General features: G+C 72.9%; 19 protein-coding genes. 14 read left to right on the top strand and 5 right to left on the bottom strand.

Annotation, left to right across the window (positions count from 1 at the left end; all coding sequences use genetic code 11):
- Positions 1–44 precede the first annotated feature (44 nt).
- Positions 45–2,444 carry an ATP-dependent helicase gene (locus E3O41_RS10975; protein ID WP_067024398.1) on the top strand — a complete coding sequence of 800 codons (2,400 nt, stop codon included), beginning with the start codon at positions 45–47 and terminating at the stop codon, positions 2,442–2,444.
- 56 nt (positions 2,445–2,500) lie between these two features.
- Here the strand turns inward: E3O41_RS10975 and E3O41_RS10970 are convergent, their stop codons facing one another.
- Positions 2,501–3,487, bottom strand: a complete 987-nt coding sequence (locus E3O41_RS10970) for an o-succinylbenzoate synthase (protein WP_067024396.1) — start codon at positions 3,485–3,487, stop codon at positions 2,501–2,503.
- Positions 3,488–3,610: 123 nt separating this feature from the next.
- Here E3O41_RS10970 and E3O41_RS10965 point away from each other — a divergent pair, with 123 nt between their 5' ends.
- From E3O41_RS10965 to E3O41_RS10945, 5 genes are all read left to right on the top strand, one after another.
- Positions 3,611–3,934: a PadR family transcriptional regulator gene (locus E3O41_RS10965; protein WP_067024393.1), complete on the top strand. Its 324-nt coding sequence runs from the start codon at positions 3,611–3,613 to the stop codon at positions 3,932–3,934.
- An 18-nt stretch (positions 3,935–3,952) separates the two neighbouring features.
- Positions 3,953–4,918, top strand: a complete 966-nt coding sequence (locus E3O41_RS10960; protein WP_067024391.1) for a permease prefix domain 1-containing protein — start codon at positions 3,953–3,955, stop codon at positions 4,916–4,918.
- A 116-nt stretch (positions 4,919–5,034) separates the two neighbouring features.
- A complete protein-coding gene (locus E3O41_RS10955) occupies positions 5,035–5,832 on the top strand; it encodes an LLM class F420-dependent oxidoreductase (RefSeq protein ID WP_067024388.1) in 798 nt (265 codons plus the stop codon).
- Between the two features lie 20 nt (positions 5,833–5,852).
- On the top strand, positions 5,853–6,764 hold the full coding sequence (locus tag E3O41_RS10950; RefSeq protein ID WP_067024385.1) for a 1,4-dihydroxy-2-naphthoyl-CoA synthase: 912 nt from the start codon (positions 5,853–5,855) through the stop codon (positions 6,762–6,764).
- A gap of 109 nt (positions 6,765–6,873) precedes the next feature.
- Positions 6,874–8,007 carry an AMP-binding protein gene (locus tag E3O41_RS10945; protein ID WP_067024383.1) on the top strand — a complete coding sequence of 378 codons (1,134 nt, stop codon included), beginning with the start codon at positions 6,874–6,876 and terminating at the stop codon, positions 8,005–8,007.
- Between the two features lie 3 nt (positions 8,008–8,010).
- On the opposite strand, the gene E3O41_RS10940 is transcribed toward E3O41_RS10945, so the two are convergent.
- Positions 8,011–8,304: a DUF4287 domain-containing protein gene (locus E3O41_RS10940; protein ID WP_067024380.1), complete on the bottom strand. Its 294-nt coding sequence runs from the start codon at positions 8,302–8,304 to the stop codon at positions 8,011–8,013.
- 74 nt (positions 8,305–8,378) lie between these two features.
- On the opposite strand from E3O41_RS10940, the gene E3O41_RS10935 reads away from it, so the two are divergent.
- The gene (locus E3O41_RS10935) at positions 8,379–9,332 is read left to right on the top strand and encodes a 1,4-dihydroxy-2-naphthoate polyprenyltransferase (RefSeq protein WP_135012397.1); all 954 of its coding nucleotides are present in this window, start codon (positions 8,379–8,381) and stop codon (positions 9,330–9,332) included.
- Between the two features lie 9 nt (positions 9,333–9,341).
- On the opposite strand, the gene E3O41_RS10930 is transcribed toward E3O41_RS10935, so the two are convergent.
- Complete coding sequence (locus E3O41_RS10930) at positions 9,342–9,629, bottom strand: DUF4229 domain-containing protein (RefSeq protein WP_067024369.1); 288 nt, start codon at positions 9,627–9,629, stop codon at positions 9,342–9,344.
- Positions 9,630–9,696: 67 nt separating this feature from the next.
- On the opposite strand from E3O41_RS10930, the gene E3O41_RS10925 reads away from it, so the two are divergent.
- Genes E3O41_RS10925 through E3O41_RS10910 form a run of 4 tightly spaced genes read left to right on the top strand, consistent with a single transcriptional unit; the run spans position 9,697 to position 13,954 of the window.
- Entirely contained in the window at positions 9,697–10,113 is a 417-nt protein-coding gene (locus E3O41_RS10925) for a PLDc N-terminal domain-containing protein (RefSeq protein WP_067024367.1), read from the top strand.
- Complete coding sequence (menD, locus tag E3O41_RS10920) at positions 10,110–11,891, top strand: 2-succinyl-5-enolpyruvyl-6-hydroxy-3-cyclohexene-1-carboxylic-acid synthase (protein ID WP_067024364.1); 1,782 nt, start codon at positions 10,110–10,112, stop codon at positions 11,889–11,891. Before E3O41_RS10925 ends, menD begins: the two co-directional genes overlap by 4 nt.
- Before the next feature lie 32 nt (positions 11,892–11,923).
- A complete protein-coding gene (locus tag E3O41_RS10915; protein WP_067024362.1) occupies positions 11,924–12,802 on the top strand; it encodes a PPK2 family polyphosphate kinase in 879 nt (292 codons plus the stop codon).
- A gap of 24 nt (positions 12,803–12,826) precedes the next feature.
- On the top strand, positions 12,827–13,954 hold the full coding sequence (locus tag E3O41_RS10910; protein WP_067024359.1) for a glycerate kinase: 1,128 nt from the start codon (positions 12,827–12,829) through the stop codon (positions 13,952–13,954).
- Positions 13,955–14,648: 694 nt separating this feature from the next.
- Here the strand turns inward: E3O41_RS10910 and E3O41_RS10905 are convergent.
- Positions 14,649–15,902 (bottom strand): isochorismate synthase, encoded by a 1,254-nt coding sequence (locus tag E3O41_RS10905; RefSeq protein ID WP_067024356.1) that lies wholly within the window; start codon positions 15,900–15,902, stop codon positions 14,649–14,651.
- A gap of 136 nt (positions 15,903–16,038) precedes the next feature.
- Here E3O41_RS10905 and E3O41_RS10900 point away from each other — a divergent pair, with 136 nt between their 5' ends.
- The 3 genes from E3O41_RS10900 to E3O41_RS10890 all read left to right on the top strand — a co-directional run bounded on the left by E3O41_RS10900 (position 16,039) and on the right by E3O41_RS10890 (position 19,205).
- On the top strand, positions 16,039–16,701 hold the full coding sequence (locus E3O41_RS10900; RefSeq protein WP_083990875.1) for a class I SAM-dependent methyltransferase: 663 nt from the start codon (positions 16,039–16,041) through the stop codon (positions 16,699–16,701).
- Between the two features lie 38 nt (positions 16,702–16,739).
- A complete protein-coding gene (locus E3O41_RS10895; RefSeq protein WP_067024352.1) occupies positions 16,740–17,765 on the top strand; it encodes a polyprenyl synthetase family protein in 1,026 nt (341 codons plus the stop codon).
- A 66-nt stretch (positions 17,766–17,831) separates the two neighbouring features.
- On the top strand, positions 17,832–19,205 hold the full coding sequence (locus tag E3O41_RS10890) for an FAD-dependent oxidoreductase (protein WP_067024349.1): 1,374 nt from the start codon (positions 17,832–17,834) through the stop codon (positions 19,203–19,205).
- Positions 19,206–19,409: 204 nt separating this feature from the next.
- Here E3O41_RS10890 and E3O41_RS10885 read toward each other — a convergent pair whose 3' ends face one another.
- Positions 19,410–20,930 (bottom strand): DEAD/DEAH box helicase, encoded by a 1,521-nt coding sequence (locus tag E3O41_RS10885; protein WP_067024346.1) that lies wholly within the window; start codon positions 20,928–20,930, stop codon positions 19,410–19,412.
- Positions 20,931–20,947 lie beyond the last annotated feature (17 nt).

The raw sequence follows: 20,947 nt of genomic DNA, 5'->3' as shown, positions 1-20,947 counted from the left end.
CTCTCGGCTGCCGTGTCGGCGGCCGAACCTAGACTGGAGGGGACATGTCAGATGCCTCCTCGCCCCTCATCGTCCAGGGTTCCGGCCCCGCCGCCGATCCGCTTCTCGACGGCCTGAACCCGCAGCAGCGCGAGGCCGTCGAATACCGCGGGCCCGCCCTGCTCATCGTCGCGGGCGCCGGATCGGGCAAGACGAGCGTGCTGACCCGCCGCATCGCCTCGCTGCTGCGCGCGCGCGAGGCATGGCCGTCGCAGATCCTCGCGATCACGTTCACGAACAAGGCCGCGCAGGAGATGCGCGAGCGCGTCGAGCAGCTCGTGGGCGACAGCGCCCGCGGCATGTGGATCTCGACGTTCCACTCGGCCTGCGTGCGCATCCTGCGCCGCGAGGCCGAGCAGTTCGGCTTCACCAAGGCGTTCACGATCTACGACTCGGGCGACTCGCGCGCCCTCATCAAGCGGCTCGTCAAGGAGCACGAGGCCGACGCGCTGGGGCTGACGCCCGCCGCCGTCCAGTCGAAGATCTCGAAGCTCAAGAACGAGCTGTCCGACTCCGACGCGTACGCCCGCACGGCCAGCCACGACGATCCCGCCGAGCGCGTGTTCATCGAGATCTTCCGCGACTACGAGCGCCAGCTGCGCAAGGCCAACGCCTTCGACTTCGACGACCTGATCGCGCAGACGGTCTACCTCTTCCGCGCCTTCCCGCAGGTGGCCGACGTGTACCGCAAGCGGTTCCGGCACATCCTCGTCGACGAGTACCAGGACACCAACCACGCGCAGTACGCGCTCATCCACGAGCTGACCCGGCCGATCCAGTCCTCCGAGGACGTCGGCGGCGGCATGCTCGCGCTGATGGACGAGGGCGAGGCCGCCTCGCTCACGGTGGTCGGCGACTCGGATCAGTCGATCTACGCCTTCCGCGGCGCCGACATCCGCAACATCAGCGAGTTCGAGCGCGATTTTCCCGGCGCCAAGGTCGTGTTGCTGGAGCAGAATTACCGCTCGACGCAGAACATCCTCGACGCCGCCAACGCGGTGATCTCGAACAACTTCGACCGCAAGGCCAAGAACCTGTGGACCGACGCCGGCCGGGGCGAGCGCGTCGTCGGGTACACCGGCTACTCGCAGCACGACGAGGCGCAGTTCGTGGCCGACGAGATCGAGGCGCTGCATCGCGCGGGCGCCGCCTACGGCGACATGGCGGTCTTCTACCGGACCAACTCGCAGTCGCGTGCGCTCGAGGAGATCCTGATCCGCTCCGCCGTGCCCTACAAGATCATGGGCGGCACCAAGTTCTACGAGCGGGCCGAGATCAAGGACGCTCTGGCCTACCTCGTGGCGGTGGCCAACCCCGCCGACGAGATGGCGGTGCGGCGCATCCTCAACAAGCCCAAGCGGGGGATCGGCGCCGTCACCGAGACGGGCATCGCCCAGTTCGCGGCCGATCACGACATCACGTTCCGCGACGCGCTCGCCAACTCGGCCGAGCTCGGGCTGGGGCCCAAGCTGCAGGCCGCGATCGCGCACCTGGACGCCGTGCTGCGGGAGGCGTCGGAGATCATGCTGCCGGCCTCGGGCGAGGCCGCGCCGCCGACGTCGGTGACCGAGGGCCTGCAGGTGCTGCTGAACAAGTCGGGCTACTACGACGCGCTGCGGGCCTCGCGCGATCCGCAGGACGAGGCGCGCGTCGAGAACCTCGACGAGCTCGTGGCCGTCACGCGCGAGTTCGCGCGCAACAACCCCGAGGGGACCCTGCTCGACTTCCTCACCGAGGTCGCGCTCGTGGCCGACAGCGACGATCTCGACGACGCGTCCGGATCGGTGTCGCTCATGACGCTGCACACCGCCAAGGGGCTCGAGTTCGACCACGTGTTCCTCACCGGCGTGGAGGAGGACCTCATCCCGCACCGGATCTCGGCGGGCGAGCCCGGCGGGCCGCAGGAGGAGCGCCGCCTGTTCTACGTGGGCATCACGCGCGCCCGCAAGCGCCTGTACCTCTCGCTCGCCATGACGCGCGCGCAGTTCGGCGAGGTCTCGGTCGCCATGCCCAGCCGGTTCCTGCAGGAGATCCCCGCCGAGCTGATCGACTGGCGCCAGTCGCCCGGCGATGTCAACGGCCGCGGCGGCACCCAGTCGCGCGCGCTCAACGCGCGCCGGCCCGGCGGCTCCGACCGATGGGGCGCCAAGCCGCTGCCGGCCGGCGGGGGGCTCAAGCCCAAGTCGACGGCCATGGATCGCTTCCCCGGGCTCGTCACGAACAAGATGCGCGACAACGGCGACCTCGAGCTCGCCGCCGGCGACCGCATCCGTCACGACGACTTCGGCGAGGGCCGCGTCGATGCGGTCACGGGCGAGGGCGCCAAGCGCATCGCGCACGTGCGGTTCGACTCCGCCGGATCCAAGAAGCTGCTCATCAAGGTCGCGCCGATCGTCAAGCTCTGACGCCGGGGCGGCGCCGGCCGCCGCGTCGGCGGTGCGTCGCCCGCGGGGGCGGCGCCTCAGGCGCCGGTGAGGAGCGCGTGGCAGCGGGTGACGCGCTCGCGCCACCAGGCCGTGCGCTCGGGGGAGGCGCGATGGGCCTCGAGCAGGCCCGCGTCGGCCGGCACCCGCTCCACGGGGATCGCCCCGCCCTCCGGCAGCAGCGGCCGGGCGGTGACGTCGGCGGCCAGCAGGGCCGCGGTGCCGAGGCCGCAGTCGTAGTCCAGCGCGGGCAGGGCGGCGGCGAGGGCGGCGCCCTGGGCGAGGCCGATCGACGTGTCGAGCGCGCTGGAGACCACCGCCGGCAGCCCCGCCTCGGCCACGATCGCGAGCGCGCGCCGGACGCCGCCGAGCGGCTGCGCCTTGACGATGACGATGTCGGCCGCCCCCGCGCGCGCCACGGCGAGCGGATCGTCGGCCTTGCGCACGGACTCGTCCGCGGCGATCGGGATGTCCCAGTCGCGCAGGCGGGCGCGGATCTCGGCGAGCTCGTCGATCGTGGCGCACGGCTGCTCGACGTACTCGATGTCGAACTCGGCCAGCGCGTGGGCGGCGTGCTCGGCCTCGTCGACGTTCCAGCCCGCGTTCGCGTCGACGCGGATCCGGCCCTCCGGCCCCATGACGGCGCGCACGGCACGGACCCGGGCGATGTCGTCGGCGAGGGTCTGGCCCCGCTCGGCCACCTTGACCTTCGCGGTGCGGCAGCCGTCGAAGCGGGCGAGGATCCCGGCCACGCGATCCGCCGCGACGGCGGGAACGGTGGCGTTGACCGGGATCGCGGCGCGGAGGGGCGCGGGCTGGGGGCTCCAGGCGAAGTCGAGCGCGGCGGCGAGCCAGGTGGCGGCCTCCGCGTCGTCGTACTCGAGGAAGGGCGAGAACTCCGCCCATCCCTCCGGGCCCTCCATCAGCGCCGCCTCGCGATGATCCACGCCCCGGAAGCGCGTGGCCATCGGCAGCGACACCACCCGCATCCGCGCGAGCACCTCGTCCAGCTCGGGAAGCTCCATGCCCCCATCCTCCCGCGGCGACGGCCTCCCGCGCAGGCCGAGCGGGTGGATCGATCGAGCTCGCGCAGCCAACATCACTATGGGCTATTGCAATAGTGTGTGACACACAGTAATGTTGCGGACATGGATGAGGGATTCGAGACCCACCGGCAGGAGCTGAGGCGCGGCACGATCGTGCTGGCCTGCCTGCGCCTGCTACGCACGCCCGGATACGGGTACGGCCTGCTCGAGGAGCTGGCTGGCCGCGGCTTCGACACCGACGCCAACACGCTGTACCCCCTGCTGCGCCGGCTGGAGAAGCAGGGCTACCTCACGAGCGAGTGGAACACCGACGAGGCGCGACCGCGCAAGTTCTACCGCACGTCCGAGGCGGGGGACCGCCTCGCCGACACCCTGACTTCCGACTGGCGCGAGCTCGCGCTGGCCTTCGACACGCTCGCCGACTGACCGAGAGAGGACGTGGCAATGGACGCCATCACCAAGGACGACTACACCAACCGCTACGTCGAGGCGGCGACGCGATCGCTCGCCCCCGACCAGCGCGACGACTACGCCGACGAGCTGCGCGCGTCGATCCGCGACCAGATCGACGACCGCGTCGCCAACGGCGAGGACCCCGCCGAGGCCGAGCGCGCCGTCCTCACCGAGCTGGGCGACCCCGCCCGGCTCGCGGCCGGCTACGCCGGGCGGCAGCTGCAGCTGATCGGGCCCGCCTTCTACTCTGACTGGAAGCGGCTGCTCGTGCTGCTGCTGTGGATCACGGTGCCGATCGGCGCGTTCGCGGGGATGATCGGCCCCGTCGTGAGCGGGAACGTCGGCGGCGCGGTCGGCGGGGCGATCGCCACCGCCCTCTCCGTCGGCGTGCACGTGTGCTTCTGGGTGACGCTCGCGTTCGCCCTCGTGGAGCGCTTCGGGGGCCCGGCGCGGGGCCTCGGGGAGTGGACGCCGGACCGCCTTCCGCTCACCTCGGAGGGTCGCACCCGCTTCAGCGAGGTCGTGCTCGCGTTCGTCGCGGTCGCGGTGTTCGCGATCGTCATCGCCTGGGACCAGCTCATCGGCTTCGTGATCCTGCGCGAGACGGGCGGCGATCCGCTGCCGTTCCTGCACCCGGGGCTGTGGCCGTGGGGCTTCGGCCTCGCGCTGACCGCGACGCTCGTCACCGCGGTGCTCACCCTCCTGGCCTACCGCCGGGGCGAGTGGGCCACGTGGATGGGCATCGCCGCGGCGCTCCTGGCCCTTGCGGTCACGGCGGCCGCCGTCGTGCTCGCCGTGACCGGCGGGCTGCTGAACCCCGAGTGGTTCGCGCTCGTGTTCCGCGCCGCCGACCCCGGCACGGTGCAGGTGATCCAGGTGGCGCTGGGCGTCGGCATCGCGCTCCTGGGCCTCTACGCCGCGTGGGACGCGTACCGCCGTACGCGCTCGCTGCGCTGATCCACAGCGGCGGACGATGGCGCCTTCGGAGGACGGATCGGTCGATTCGATCCTCCGAAGGCGCCGTTCTCCTCCCCAACGGCCGACCCGGCCCCGGTCGTCGGTAATCTGACGCCATGCCTCTTCTCGATACTCCCGTCCGCATCGGCGTCCAGCTCCAGCCCCAGCACCAGGCCTCGTACCAGGTGATCCGCGACGCGGTCCGCCGCTTCGAGGACATGGGTGTGGACGTGCTCTTCAACTGGGATCACTTCTACCCGCTCTCGGGCGACCCCGAGGGCACCCACTACGAGTCGTGGACCGAACTGGCCTCGTGGGCCGAGCTCACCGAGCGGGTCGAGTTCGGCGCCCTCGTGAACTGCAACTCGTACCGCAACCCCGACCTGCAGGCCGACATGGCCCGCACGATCGACCACATCTCGGCCAAGGGCGGCGTGGGCCGGTTCATCTTCGGCACGGGATCGGGCTGGTTCCAGCGCGACTACGACGAGTACGGCTACGAGTTCGGCACCGTCGGATCGCGCCTGGACGACCTCGCCGCCGCGCTGCCGCGCATCGAGGCGCGCTGGGCCAAGCTCAATCCCGCGCCCACCCGCAAGATCCCGGTGCTGATCGGCGGCAAGGGCGAGCAGAAGACGCTGCGGCTCGTCGCCCGTCACGCCGACATCTGGCACAGCTTCGTGCCGGCGCCCGAGCTCACCCGCCTGCTGGGCGTGCTCGAGAGCTGGGGCGAGAAGGAGGGCCGCGACGTTTCCGGCATCGTCGTCTCGAGCGAGATCGGCCGCGTGGACACCGCCGACGCCGACGCGTCGTACGCGGCCGGCGCGCGCCTGTTCACGATCGGGATCTCGGGCGACAACATCGACGTCGACCTCGTGCAGCGCTGGCTCGACTGGCGCGACAGCAAGAACTGACCCGCGCGTAGGCTGGTGGGGTGACCGACACCTTCGTCTCCGACCTGTTCGATCCGGACGTCTGGGACCTGGCCCCGGGCGCCGAAGCGTACCGCGACATCACGGCGCACGTGTCGAAGGACGGCCGCATCGCGCGCATCGCGTTCGACCGCCCCGAGGTGCGCAACGCGTTCCGCCCGGGCACGGTCGACGAGCTGTACCGAGCGCTCGAGATCGCCCGCACGGATCCCCGGATCGGTGTCGTGCTGCTCACCGGCAACGGGCCCAGCCCGAAGGACGGCGGCTGGGCGTTCTGCTCGGGCGGCGACCAACGCATCCGCGGCCGCGACGGCTACAAGTACAGCGACGACGAGACCGCGGTCACCGATCCCGCCCGGGCGGGCCGGCTGCACATCCTCGAGGTGCAGCGGCTCATCCGGTTCATGCCCAAGGTCGTCATCTGCGTGGTGCCGGGATGGGCCGCCGGCGGCGGGCACTCGCTACACGCCGTGTGCGACCTGACGATCGCCTCCGCCGAGCACGGTCGCTTCAAGCAGACCGATGCGGACGTGGGATCGTTCGACGCCGGCTACGGGTCGGCCTACTACGCCAAGCAGATCGGGCAGAAGCTGGCCCGCGAGGTGTTCTTCCTCGCCGAGGAGTACTCCGCGCAGCGGGCGTACGAGATGGGCGCCGTGAACCGCGTCGTCCCGCACGCGGAGCTGGAGCGCGAGGCCATCGCGATGGCCCGGACGATCCTCGGGAAGTCGCCCACCGCGATCCGCATGCTGAAGTACGCCTTCAACGCCGCCGACGACGGCATGGTGGGCCTGCAGCTGTTCGCCGGCGAGACCACCCGCCTGGCCTACGGCACCGACGAGGCCGTCGAGGGCCGCGACGCCTTCCTCGAGAAGCGCGATCCCGACTGGTCGGCCTTCCCGTACCACTACTGATCCGCGCCATGTTCCGAACCGAGGCAGATCGCGCGAGCCGAGGGCGGATCCGTGCGGATCGCCCGCGGCTGGGCGCATTGCCCTCGCGCCGCGCCGCAGGGGGACGCGGATGAGGCTCGAGCCGCTGGCGTCCGACGACCCGCGCGACGTGCTGCGGGCGCTGCGCGGGGCGGTGCTCGGCGCCGGTCCCGCGATCGCGCTGGGCGAGGCGCCGGCGCTCCCGGACGAGGTCCCGGCCGGCACGGCGGTCGTCCTGACGACCTCGGGGTCCACCGGCGTGCCGAAGTCGGTCGTGCTGTCGCGCTCGGCGCTCACCTCGTCGGCGCTGGCGACCGCGGCCCGGATCGGCGAGGGGCACTGGCTGCTGTCGCTGAGCGGCGGGTACGTGGCGGGCGTGCAGGTGATGGTGCGGGCGCTCGTGGCGGGCCGCGACCCGGCGATCCTCGCGGGCCGCTTCACGCCGCGCGCCTTCGCGCATGCGGTCAGCGGCATGCACTCGATGGCCGGCGGCGAGCGCGTGCCGACTTACACCTCGCTCGTGCCCGCGCAGCTGCAGACCCTGCTCGATGCGGCCGACGACCCCGACGTGCTGCGGGCGCTGCGCTCGTTCGAGACGATCCTCATCGGCGGACAGGCGCTTCCGGTGCCGGTGCGGGAGCGGGCGGCCGAACTGGGTGTGCGGATCGTGCGCACCTACGGCTCGACCGAGACGAGCGGGGGCTGCGTGTACGACGGCGTGCCGCTCGACGGCGTGCGCGTCGAGGCGGCCGGCGGGGAACTGCGCATCGCCGGACCGAACCTCGCCGACGGGTACCTGGGCGACCCGGATCGCACCGCGCAGACCTTCGTGACCGACCCCGCCGGCGTGCGCTGGTACCGTACCGGCGACGCCGGCACCGTGACCGACGGCGTCGTCGCGGTGACCGGGCGGATCGACAACGTGATCATCTCGGGCGGCGTGAACGTCTCGCTCGACCGCGTCGAGCGCGTCGTCCAGTCGGTGCCGGGCCTCGAGGTGGCCGTCGTGGTCGGCGCACCGCACGAGCGGTGGGGGCAGACGCCCGTGATCGCGCTCGCCGGCTCCGCCGACGCGGCGCTGCTGGCCGCCGCGCGCGCCGCGGTCGAGGCGGAGCTCGGCAAGCCGGCCCGCCCCGACCGGATCGTTCCGCTCGCGACCGTCCCGCGGCTGGCGAGCGGCAAGCCCGATCGCCGGGCGATCACCGCGCTCGTCACGCGCGGGTAGCGGTCACCAGCCCTCCGGCTTGGTCGCCTTCCCGTCGAGCCACAGCCGGTTCTTCGGGTCGCTGTGCGCGGTGCCGGTGCCCACATGCGCGTCCGAGATCTTGTCGCCCTTGGTGATCACGTGGACGAGTGCCATGGCGTGGCCGCGGCCGAGTCCGTAGTCGGCGGCGAGCCACTCGACGATCGGCGTCGCCTTCGTGCCGGGGCCGAAGCCCTTCTCCGCGGCGAGGGCGACGAACGCGCGCGGCGTCACGCCGGTCTTCTCCTCGATGTTGTCGAGGTATGCCTGAAAGGACATCTCGTCCTCCTTCCCCGGCGATCCTCCCGGGGCCGCGGCCCGTGCGTCAAGGAACCGGAACGTAGAATCCCTTCGTGGCGAAGACGAAGACGCGTGGAGTCAGCGGGAACCCGGCCAAGCGGGGGAGCGCCGTCGCGCCGCCGCCGAAGCCGGTGACGCTCGGCGACTGGATCGGCGCCGCGCGCCTGCGGACCCTGCCCCTCGCGGTCACGCCCGTGCTCATCGGCACGGGCGCCGCGATCCTCGGCGACCCGAACCACCTCTTCCACTGGGTGATCGCGCTGGCGTGCCTGGCCGTGGCCGTGCTGCTGCAGATCGGCGTCAACTTCGCCAACGACTACAGCGACGGCGTGCGCGGCACCGACGATCACCGCGTCGGCCCCGCCCGGCTCACGGCCAGCCGCCGCGTGAAGCCGCGCACCGTGTTGCTCGTCGCGCTGACGTTCTTCGGCCTCGCGGCGATCGCGGGACTGGCGATCGTGATCCGCACCCAGCAGTGGTGGATGATCGCCGTGGGCGCGGTGTGTATCGTCGCCGCCTGGTTCTACACGGGCGGCAAGCGCCCCTACGGATACAACGCCCTCGGCGAGGTGTTCGTCTTCGTGTTCTTCGGCCTCGTCGCCACGCTCGGCACCACGTGGGTGCAGGCGCTGCTGCTGCCGCAGGAGGCGTGGGCGGGCGCCGTCGCGGCCGGCTTCCTCGCGTGCGGCGTGCTGCTCGTGAACAACCTGCGCGACATCGACCAGGACCGCACGGCGGGCAAGCGGACGCTGACCGTGCTGATCGGCCGCCGCGGCACCCAGATCCTCTACACGATCCTCATCGTGCTGGCGCTGGCGATCGCCGCGTGGCTGGCGATCTTCTACCCGATCGCCTGGCTGACGTTCTTCGTCGTACTCCTGCTCGGCCCGGCGATCCTCATCGTCTGGACCTACCGCACGCCGCGCGAGCTCATCACCGCGCTGGCGCTGACGTCGTTCGGATCGCTGGCGTACGGCGCGTTCCTGTTCTGGGCTTTCGTCGGCTGAACGCCGGGATCAGCCCTCGCGCTGGTCGCGGATCGCGGCCTCGTTCGCCTCGTCCTCGAGCGCGTCCTCCCGCTCGCGGGCGGTCGCCGAGCGCTTGGCCTGGCGAGCGGCGTACAGGTCGGACGACACCTCGGCGAGCGGCTTGCGCAGCAGCAGGATCGACAGGCTGAGGCCGATCATCGCCGCGAAGATCGCCGCCAGCCACCACAGCTGCTGGAACACCGGCAGCAGCATCATGAGCCCGAACGGCACGAGGAAGAAGGCCAGGCGCAGCAGGGCGTAGACGACGAACTTCACGCCTCCAGCGTAAGGACCGGATCCTGGACGTCAGCCGCGGTCCAGCGGCGCGGATTAGGCTGGGCGAATGGCCCGGTTCATCGTCCTCTTCGTGATCGCCGCGGTCGTGTTCACGGTGTTCAGCATCATCGACTGCGCCGTGCAGCCCGCCACGCGTCACCGCGGCGTGTCGAAGCGCTGGTGGATCGTCATCACGTGCGTTCCCGTCATCGGCGGCCTGCTCTGGTTCCTCATCGGGCGGGCGCGGCGCTCGCAGGCGCGACCGGTCGCGCCGGACGACGATCCGGCCTTCCTCGGCAGCCTCGACTCGGTGGCCGACCAGGACGAGCGCATCCGCCAGCTGGAGGAGGAGCTCGCCAAGCTCGACGAGGAGCTCGGCGCCGGCGGGCCGGCCCCCGCCCCCGACGACGGCACCACGCCCGACGGTCCGGACGGCACCGAGGGGGACGAGCGCCCCGACGGCGGCCGCGGCACGCGCGGATGAGCTGTCGCGACGAGCCGGAGTGGCTGCCCGATCCGGCCGACACCGCGATCACCGCGGCCTGCGCGCTGCTCGAGGGCCTCGTGGACGCGGGGGTGCGTCACGTCGTCGTGAGTCCCGGCTCGCGCTCCCAGGCGCTGGCCCTCGCGGCGGCGGAGCTGGAGCGGCAGGGCCGAGTGCGCCTCCACGTGCGGATCGACGAGCGGGTGGCCGGCTTCACCGCCGTGGGGATCGGTCGCGAGACGGGGATGCCCGCCGCCGTGATCTGCACCTCGGGAACGGCGGTCGCCAACCTGATGCCCGCCGTCCTCGAGGCGCACCACGGCGCGGTCCCGATGATCCTCCTCACGGCGGATCGTCCGCCCGAGCTGCGCGGCGTCGGGGCGAATCAGGCGACCCGCCAGACGGAGTTCTTCGGGGACTTCGTGCGCTTCTTCGCCGAGCCGCCCGCGCCCGGCGACGAGGGAAGCATCCCGGATCGGCAGCGGATGCCCCTCCTCGCCCGTCATGCCGTCGCGACGGCGATCGGTCCCGCTCCCCGCTTCGCCTCCGCCTGGCAGGACGGGCTGCGGGAGGAGCACGACTGGCTGCGCGACATCGATCCGTCGCGGCGTCGGGGGCCCGTCCACCTGAACCTGCCGTACCGCGAGCCGCTCGCCGGCCCGCTTCCGGAGTGGTTCCGCGCCGTGCGGGAGCCGGGCGCGCCCGAGCCCCTCGACGCCCCGATCCCGCATGTCGTCGAGCGCGGGCCCCGTACCGTCGTCGTGGCGGGCGAGGGCGCCGGCCCCGCCGCCGAGGATCTCGCGCACCGCGGAGGATGGCCGCTGATCGCCGAGATCGTCAGCGGCTCGCGGTTCGGCCGGGGCGTCGTGCACGGCTACCGCGCGGCGCTGGACAGCCCGCAGCTGGGCGGGCGCATCGAGCGCGCGCTCGTGCTCGGGCACCCGACGCTGTCGCGCCAGGTGGCGCGGCTCCTCTCGCGGCGCGACCTCGAGGTGATCGCGGTGCGCGGGGCGGGGGAGGATCTGAACCTGAACGGGCGGACGGATCACGTCGACGCGCTCGATGTGGCCGACGGCGAGATCGACCGCGAGTGGCTGGGCGCGTGGATGCGCTTCTCGCGAGCGCATCTCGTCGATCTGGAGCCCGCGGCACCCGACCTGGAGGGGCTGCGCTCCACCGAGCCGAAGCGTCGGCTCGCGGCCGTGCGCGCGGAGCTCGACGCCGTCCGCGTGCCGGTGGACCGCGCGCAGCTCGTCGCCGCCGTCTGGGCGGCGACCTGGCCGCACGATCGGCTGATGTTCGGATCGAGCCGGCTCGTCCGCGTGGCGGACGAGCTGCTCGGCGGCAAGAAGGTCCGTGTGCACGCGAACCGCGGGCTCGCGGGCATCGACGGCACGATCGCCACCGCGCTCGGCATCGCTCTCGCCAGCCAGGCGGACGGCGCCGAGGGCGTCACGCGCGTGCTCCTCGGCGACCTCGCCTTCCTGCACGACGTCGGCGCGCTTCTCCTGCCGGACGGCGAGACCCCGCCGCGGATCCAGGTGATCGTCGGCAACGACGGCGGCGGGACGATCTTCGACGGCCTCGAGGTGGCCGCCACCGCCTCGCCCGACGCGATGACGCGCGTGCAGTACACGCCGCAGCAGGCCGATCTCGCCGCCCTCGCTGCGGCCTACGGGTGGGAGCACCGCCGCGTCACCACGCGCGCCGAGCTCGATCAGGCGCTCCTGGCGCCCGTCACGACCCCGCGCATCATCGAGGTCCCGCTCGAGCGCTGACGGCGCGCGCCACATCCGGCAGGATGGGCCCCATGATCGCGAAGAGCCAGGCGAAGTGGACCACCGACGCCCGCGAGGCGCTGCGCGCGGGCGAGGGGTTCCGGCTGGCGGAGCTCGATCCCGAGTCGACGCCGGGGTACGCGGGCAAGAAGGCCGACGCGGTCGCCGACCTGGCCGCGGGGCTCGCGCAGCTCGGCGAGTACCAGGAGCGCCTGTTCGCGGCGAGCCGCGGCGGCGACGCCACCGACTCGGTGCTGCTCGTGCTGCAGGCGATGGACTCGGCCGGCAAGGGCGGCATCGTGCGGCACGTCGTGGGCGGCGTCGATCCGCAGGGCGTGCAGCTGGCCGCCTTCAAGGCCCCCACCGACGAGGAGCGCGCGCACGACTTCCTGTGGCGCATCGAGAAGCGCGTGCCCAGCCGCGGCATGATCGGCGTCTTCGACCGCTCGCACTACGAGGACGTGCTCATCGGCCGCGTCCACGGCCTGGCTCCGGCGGAGGAGATCGAGCGGCGCTACGGCGCGATCGTCGAGTTCGAGAAGCGTCTGCTCGACGCCGGCACCCGCGTGGTCAAGGTGATGCTGCACATCTCGTACGAGGAGCAGGGCGAGCGGCTCATGGAGCGGCTCGAGCGCCCCGACAAGCACTGGAAGTACAACCCCGGCGACGTCGACGAGCGCGTGCACTGGCGCGCGTACCAGGAGGCGTACCAGACGGCGATCGAGCGCACGTCGACCGACGAGGCGCCCTGGTTCGTCGTGCCGGCCAACCGCAAGTGGTTCGCGCGGCTGGCGGTGCAGGAGCTGCTGCTCGAGACGCTGGAGGAGATCGGGCCGCGCTGGCCCGCCGCCGAGTTCGACGTGGCGGCGGAGAAGCGACGGCTGCGCGCGACCATGACGTCCGAGGGCTGAGGTGCCACGGGCGAGAATGGACGGATGACCTCTCGCCGCATCGTCTTCGCGCCCGACAGCTTCAAGGGATCGTGTGCGGCGGCCGACGTCGCCCGCGCGCTCGCCGCCGGCAGCGGCGCGGTGGATCCCGTGCTGCGCCCCATGGCCGACGGCGGGGAGGGGACGCTGGGCGCGATCGCCGCCGCCGTTCCGGGCGCCCGGCACACCCCCGTGCGCGTGACCGGCCCGCGGGGGCTGCCCGTGGATGCCGCATGGCTGTGGCTGCCGCCGACCGACGACGCGCCGCAGGGCACGGGAGTCGTGGAGCTCGCGTCGACCTCGGGGATCGAGCTGCTCGGCGACGAGCGCCGGCCGTGGGACGCCTCGACGCTCGGCTTCGGCCAGGCCATCGCGGCGGCCCTCGCGCACGGCGTCTCGCGGCTCGTGCTCGCCATCGGCTCGAGCGCGTCGACCGACGGCGGCACCGGGCTGCTCACCGCCCTGGGCGCGCGCTTCACCGACGCGTTCGAGGTCTCGATCGCCCCGGGCGCGGCGGGGCTCGAGGAGCTCGCGATCGCCGACCTGTCGCGGCTGCGCGGACTGCCGGAGGGCGGCGTGCAGGTGCTCACCGATGTGACGAGCCCGCTGCTCGGGTCTGCCGGGGCCGCGGCGGTGTTCGGACCGCAGAAGGGGATCGACGACGTCGCCCGCGCCGACGCGGCGCTGGGTCGACTCGTCGACGCGCTGCGGCGCCTGCCGGGCGCGACGCTCGCCGAGACGGCCGCCCGCCACGCCGATCCCGAGGCCCCGGGCGCGGGCGCCGCGGGTGGCGCCGGCTACGGGCTGCTCGCGTGGGGCGCCGAGCTCGTGCCGGGCGCGGCGCGCATCGCCGAGCTCACGGGCCTGCGCGAGGCGATCGCCGGTGCCGACCTCGTGGTCACGGGGGAGGGCGCGTTTGACGGGCAGTCGGCGGTGGGCAAGGCCCCCGGCGTCGTGGCGGCGCTCGCCGCGGAGGCCGGCGTGCCGGTGGCGCTCGTGGCCGGCCGGATCGCGCCCGGTGCCGACATGTCCGCGTTCGCCCGCGTCGTCTCGCTCACCGACCTCGCGGGCTCCGCCGAGGCCGCGCTCACCGAGCCCGAGCGCTGGATCGAGGCCGCGGGCGCGATGCTCTGACGCTGGGTCGGCCTCGTCCCCGGGGCCTGGCCATTGCGGCGCAGATCTGCGTTGCGGCGCACTGCGGCGGGGATCGGGTGCGCGGAATCGCAGATCTGCGCTGTTGTGCAGATACCCGCCGGGCTCGTCGACCGAGCGGAGACCGCGGCGCCCGCGGCCGGCTTCGTCTGGTCGCTTCAGCTTTGGCGCTTCGCGCCTCCGTTCAGCAACCGATGGGGATGCACCTTCCGGTTGCTGAACGGAGAGAGCGAAGCGAACGAAGATGAAGCGACCACCTCAGGCCGCCGCGTCGGTTCGGGGTCTCGACTCCGCGGCTGCGCCACTGCGCTCGACCCGTCTCCGCTCCGCGCTTCGCGCTCCGGTCGACGAGCCCGTCGGTGTGGCGGCCGAGGCGAAGACCGGCCGTTGCGGCGCAGATCTGCGTTGCGGCGCATTGCGCGGGCGATCGGCTGCGCGGAACCGCAGATCCGCGCTGTTGCGCCGAACCCGCCGGGCTCGTCGACCGAGCGAAGCGAGCGGATCGGGCCCCGGCCGTTGCGGCGCAGATCTGCGTTGCAGCGCATTGCGGCGGGGGATCGGCTGCGCGGAATCGCAGATCTGCGCTGTTGCGCCGAACCCGCCGGGCTCGTCGACCGAGCGAAGCGAGCGGAGACGGGTCGAGCGAGCGGAGCGAGTCGAGACCGAGGAACGCCGGTCAGGCCAGGGCGTCGACGATGGGGCGGAACTTGACGCGGGTCTCGAGGAGCTCGGCCTCGGCGACGCTGCCCTCGACGATCCCGCCGCCGGCGTGCGCGACCACGGTGCGCGTGTCGCCCTCGACCGGGCCGAACTGGGCGCAGCGCAGGGCGATCGCCCACTCGCCGTCGCCGTTGCCGTCGATCCAGCCCACCGGTCCCGCGTAGCGACCGCGATCGAACGGCTCGATCCGGCGGATCGCCGCGACGGCCGCGTCGGTCGGCGTGCCCGCGACGGCGGCGGTCGGGTGCAGCGCCCGCACCATGTCGAGCGCGGTCGATCCGTTCTCGAGCGTGCCCTCCACATCGGTGGCGAGGTGCCAGAGGTTCGGCAGGCGCAGCATGAAGGGCTGCTCGGCCGCGGCCAGCGCCGAGGTGTGCGGGTGCAGCGAGCGCAGCACGCTCTGCACGGCGTAGTCGTGCTCGGCGTTGTCCTTCTCGCTGGCCGCGAGTTCGGCGGTGATCGCGGCGTCCTCGTCGGCGTCGGCGCCGCGCGGGCGGGTGCCGGCCAGCACGCGCGCCGTGACCGTGCCGCCCGACACCGTGACCAGCGTCTCGGGGCTCGCGCCGATGATGCCGTCGACGGCATACACCCAGGTGTCGGGGTAGCCGGAGGCGAGCGCCCGCACGAGCCGGCGCAGGTCCGCGCCGGCCGGGATCGTGCCCGCGATGTCGCGGGCCACGACGACCTTGCTCAGCTCGCCCGAGCGGATCGCCTCGAGCGCGGCGCGGACGGCGGCACCGTGCGCCTCGGGGTCCATCGCGCCGGGACCGAGCGTGGCCGACCAGTACGCGCCGTAATCGTGCGGCTGCGGTGCGGGGACGGTGCCCTCGGCGCGCCCGATCGTCGTGACCCAGGCGCGCCCGCCGCGGCGGCCGATCACGGTCGTGGGGACGATCAGCGTGCTGGGGTGCGTCGAGGTCTCGTCGAAGGCGAACGCCCCGAAGCCCACCAGGCCCGTGCCGGGCAGGCCGATCGGGTCGTCGACGTCGGTCGCCTGCGCGATCGCGCGCCACATGTCGGCCAGCGCGTCGAGGCGGCCGTCCTCGCCCACGTCGAGGCGCAGCAGCTCCGGGCCGGCGCCGATCAGCCCGTCGCCGCGCCGCAGCCAGGCGATCGGATCGGCGCTCGACGCGAACAGGAGCGGATCGTCGGTCGGGTCGATCTCCCGGGTCGTCGCAACGAGCCGCGGCAGCGAGATCGGTTCGGACACCCTGCAAGATTACGCCGCGCCGCCCGAGCGCCCGGTGGGACCCCGGACTCGCCCAGCCGGCCCGCCTAGACTCGATCGGGTGAGCACCGAGCCCAACCGCGCCGATCTCGGCAAGGACCCGAGCCGCGTCAGCCGCATGTTCGATCAGGTCGCCGCGCGCTACGACCTCACCAACATGGCGATGACCTTCGGCCTCGATGCCCTCTGGCGCGAGGCCACCACCCGCGCCGTCGCGCCGAAGCCGGGGGAGCGGATCCTCGATCTCGCGGCCGGCACGGCCAAGTCGTCGGCGTCGCTCACGCGCACCGGCGCCCAGGTGGTCGCGGCGGACTTCTCGCCCGGCATGCTCGCCGAGGGCAAGCGGCACTTCGGCGACATCCGCAACCTCGAGTTCGTGCAGGCCGACGCCATGGACCTGCCGTTCGCCGACGGCGAGTTCGACGCGGTGACGATGTCGTACGGGCTGCGCAACGTGAACCTTCCGCGCGTGGCGATCGGCGAGCTGCTGCGCGTGACGAAGCCCGGCGGGCGCCTCGTGATCAACGAGTTCTCGACGCCGCCGAACCCCGTCTTCCGCGGCCTGTACCGGTTCTACAACGACCAGGTGCTGCCGCGCGTGGCCCGGCTGGTGGGCAGCAACGGCGAGGCCTACGACTACCTCAACGAGTCGATCCAGGCCTGGCCGGATCAGCCCACCCTCGCCGCGTGGATCCGCGAGGCGGGGTGGACGGACGTCGCCTACCGCAACCTGACGTTCGGCATCGTGGCCCTGCACCGCGGCACGAAGCCGTCCGCCTGAGCGTCATCGAGCGCTCGCGCGACTTGTAGGCTGGCAGGGTGAGCCCCATCGCGAGTCGTTTCGGTCTGAGCGACCGCGTTTTCGCGACGCCCGCCGCCCGCCGACTCGTGTCCCGCATCGAGGACGGGCTCGAGCGGGTCGAGACGGAGCTGTCGGACGAGCTGCACTCCACCGACGCGCTCGTCGATGCCACCTCCCGCTACCTGTACGAGGCCGGCGGCAAGCGCGTGCGCCCGATGCTGGCGCTGCTGTCGGCGCAGCTGGGCGAGGGTGCGACCGACGGCGTGATCACCGCCGCCAAGGCGCTCGAGCTGACCCACCTGGGATCGCTCTACCACGACGACGTCATGGACGGCGCGGATCGCCGCCGCGGCGTCGCGAGCGCCCACGAGGTGTGGGGCAACAGCATCGCGATCCTCACGGGCGACCTGCTCTTCTCGCGCGCGAGTGTGATGATGGCCACGCTCGGCACGCGCGCGGTCGAGATGCAGGCCGAGACCTTCGAGCGCCTCGTGCTGGGCCAGATGCACGAGACGATCGGCGCGCAGCCGGGCGACGATCCGGTCGCGTTCTACATCCAGGTGCTCGCCGACAAGACCGGGTCGCTCATCGCCGCCGCCGCGCACGCCGGCGCGCTGTTCTCCGGCGCCGACGCCCGCTTCCACGAGCCGCTGCGCCAGTTCGGAGAGAAGGTGGGCGTCTCGTTCCAGCTCATGGACGACGTGATCGATCTGTCGGCCGACGCCGGGGAGACCGGCAAGGTGCCCGGAACCGACCTGCGGGCCGGCGTGCCGACCATGCCGTACCTGCTGCTCGACGAGCTCGATCCCGCGCTGAAGGGCCGCATCGACGCGGGCGTCGCCCGCATCCGCGAGGGCGCCGACCCATCGATCCTCGACGACGAGATCACCGCCCTGCGCGACCACGAGGCCACCGCCCGCACCCGCGACCTCGCGCTGGAGTGGACGCGCGACGCGGTCGCCGGGCTCGACGTGCTGCCGCGCGGCGGCGTGCGCGAGGCGCTCAGCCGGTTCGCCGAATCGCTCGTCGAACGCTCGAGCTGACCGGCCGCCCGGGCATCCGCTCAGGCGCGCGCGGGAGACTGGGGCTTCATGCATGAAGGGACACCAATGACCAAGCTCAGGCTGGCCATCGTCGGCGCGGGGCCCGCGGGCATCTATGCCGCCGACATCCTGCTCAAGACGGAGCGGAAGTTCGACGTCTCCATCGACCTCTTCGAGCACCTGCCGGCCCCGTACGGGCTCGTGCGCTACGGCGTCGCGCCGGATCATCCCCGCATCAAGGGCGTCATCAATGCGCTGCGCGAGGTGCTCGATCGCGGCGACATCCGCATCTTCGGCAACGTCCGCTTCGGCGACGACATCACGATCGACGACCTCAAGCGGCACTACCACGCCGTGATCTTCGCCACGGGCGCCGTCCGCGACGCGTCGCTGGACATCCCCGGCATCGACGCCGAGGGCTCGTTCGGCGCCGCCGACTTCGTGTCGTGGTTCGACGGCCACCCCGACGTGCCGCGCACCTGGCCGCTGACCGCGGCGTCGGTCGGCGTGATCGGCAACGGCAACGTCGCCCTCGACATCAGCCGCATGCTCGCCAAGCACGCCGAGGACCTGCTGCCGACCGAGGTGCCGCAGAACGTCTACGAGATCCTCGAGGCCTCGCCCGTCACCGACGTGCACGTGTTCGGCCGCCGCGGCCCCGCCCAGGTGAAGTTCACGCCGCTCGAGCTGCGCGAGCTCGGTGAGCTGCGCAACGTCGACATGGTCGTCTACGACGAGGACTTCGACTACGACGAGGCCTCGCTCGCGGCGATCGAGTCCAACAAACAGGTCAAGGTGATCGACCGCGTGCTGCAGTCGTGGCGCCAGCGCCCGTCGGCCAACAACGCCGGCGGATCGGCGTCGCGCCGCCTGCACCTGCACTTCTGGGCCCGCCCGGTCGAGGTGCGCACCGACGAGGCTGGCCGCGTGGCCGCCCTCGTGTACGAGCGCACGCGCCCCGACGGATCCGGCGGCGTCGTCGGCACCGGCGAGATGCGCGAGGTCCCGATGGGCCAGCTGTACCGCGCGGTCGGCTACTTCGGATCGCCGCTGCCGGGCGTCCCGTTCGACGAGCGCCACGGCGTGATCCCGAACCACGAGGGCCAGGTGCTCGCCGCCGACTCCAACGAGCGCATCCCCGGCATGTACGCCACGGGCTGGATCAAGCGCGGCCCGGTCGGCCTCATCGGCCACACCAAGTCCGACGCGATGGAGACCATCCAGCACCTCGTCAACGACCAGGGCTCCTGGTGGCAGCCGGAGGACCCGTCCGAGGAGGCCATCCCCGCGCTGCTCGCGGAGCGTGGCGTGTCGTGGACCGATCTCGAGGGCTGGCACCGTCTCGACGAGCACGAGGTCTCCCTCGGCGCCCCGCACGGACGCGCGCGCATCAAGGTCGTCCCGCGCGACGAGATGGTGCGGATCTCGCGCGGCGAGTGATCTGACGCCGGGGTCGGCGCCCCTTGGCCGCGAGACTGCATGTTTGCGCCGAGACAGCGTGCAACGTCTGCTGTTTCGGCGCGCACATGCTGTTTCGGCGTGAGGATGCTGTTTCACCGGGAGCCGAAGCGGCCGCAATCCGCCGCACCCCGAAACGCCGAACGGCCCCTCCCGGAAAGGGAGGGGCCGTTCGTGTGCGGGGGATCAGCCCTGGGCGCGGCGCGGGGTGCGGGGCGCGGACGATCCGGACGACGTGCTGTACACGGCCGACGAGCCGCCCGAGCGCTGGCCGGAGCGGCCACCCTGGGACTGCCCGGTGCGGCGCTGCCCCGTGGCCGCCTGGCCCGCGCGGCCCTGACCGCCCTGGCCGCCGCGGCGGCGCGAGCCGCCGGAACGGCCCGAGCCCTCGCGCGGCGCCTCGGCGACGCCCTCGCGCACGGCGCGCTTGCGGCGGGCGTTGGCGCCCTGCGACTGGCCGCCGCCCGTGGCGCCCGGTGCCGGCGGGTTGCCGGCGCCCGGCAGGCCGGGGCCCGGGGCCACGCGCGGCGCGACCTCGCCGATCAGCGCGACGACCGCGGGGTGCGACGCGGTGACGACCTGGGGCGTCACCGCGATCGCGGCGCGGCGCAGGAGGTCCTTCGTGTCGCGGCGCTGCGCGGGCAGCATGATCGTGACGACGTCGCCCGACGAGCCGGCGCGGGCGGTGCGGCCCGAACGGTGCAGGTACGCCTTGTGCTCGGCGGGCGGATCGACGTGGACGACGAGCTCGATGCCGTCGACGTGCACGCCGCGGGCGGCGACGTCGGTGGCGACGAGGACCTTGACGGCGCCCGAGGCGAAGTCGGCCAGGTTGCGGTCGCGCGCGTTCTGCGACAGGTTGCCGTGCAGGTCGACGGCCGGGATGCCCTTGGCGGTCAGCTGGCGGGCGAGCTTCTTGGCCTGGTGCTTGGTGCGCGTGAAGAGCAGGCGGCGGGCGGCGCCCGAGGCGAGGGCGAACACGAGGTCGTTCTTCGCGTCGGCGTCGATCTCGAACACGTGGTGCGTCATGGCCGCGACGGGCGACTCGGCGGGATCGATCGAGTGGTGCACCGGGTCGTTGAGGAAGCGCTTGACCAGCTTGTCGATGCCGTTGTCGAGCGTCGCCGAGAAGAACAGGCGCTGCCCGCCGGCCGGCGTCTGCGAGAGCAGGCGCGTCACGCCCGGCAGGAAGCCGAGGTCGGCCATGTGATCGGCCTCGTCGAGCACCGTGATGGCGACGCGATCGAGGCGCACGATCTTCTGGCCGATGAGGTCCTCGAGGCGGCCGGGGCACGCCACGACGATGTCGACGCCGGCGCGCAGGGCGGTCTCCTGCGGGCGCTGGGAGACGCCGCCGAAGATCGTGGTGACCTTCATGCCGGACGCGGCCGCGAGCGGCTCGATCACGCGGGTGATCTGCGTGGCGAGCTCACGGGTGGGCGCCAGGACGAGGCCGGTGGGCGCGCCGGCGCGGCGCTCGGCGCCGAGGGCGGCCAGGCGCGCGACGAGCGGGATCGCGAAGGCGAGGGTCTTGCCCGAGCCGGTCTTGCCGCGGCCGAGCACGTCGCGGCCCGCGAGCGTCGAGGGGAGGGTGGCCTCCTGGATCGGGAACGGGGTGGGGCGCCCCTCGGCGACGAGGACGTCGACGAGCGAGGCGGGAACGCCGAGGTCGGCGAAGGTGGGGGTCTGCGTGGTCGCAGAGGTCATGGATTCTCTTTCGGATC

The sequence above is a fragment of the Microbacterium sediminis genome, from assembly GCF_004564075.1.
Lineage (GTDB): Bacteria > Actinomycetota > Actinomycetes > Actinomycetales > Microbacteriaceae > Microbacterium > Microbacterium sediminis.
Note: the sequence above shows the minus strand (reverse complement) of the source record. Positions and strands in the feature narration are given on the sequence as shown.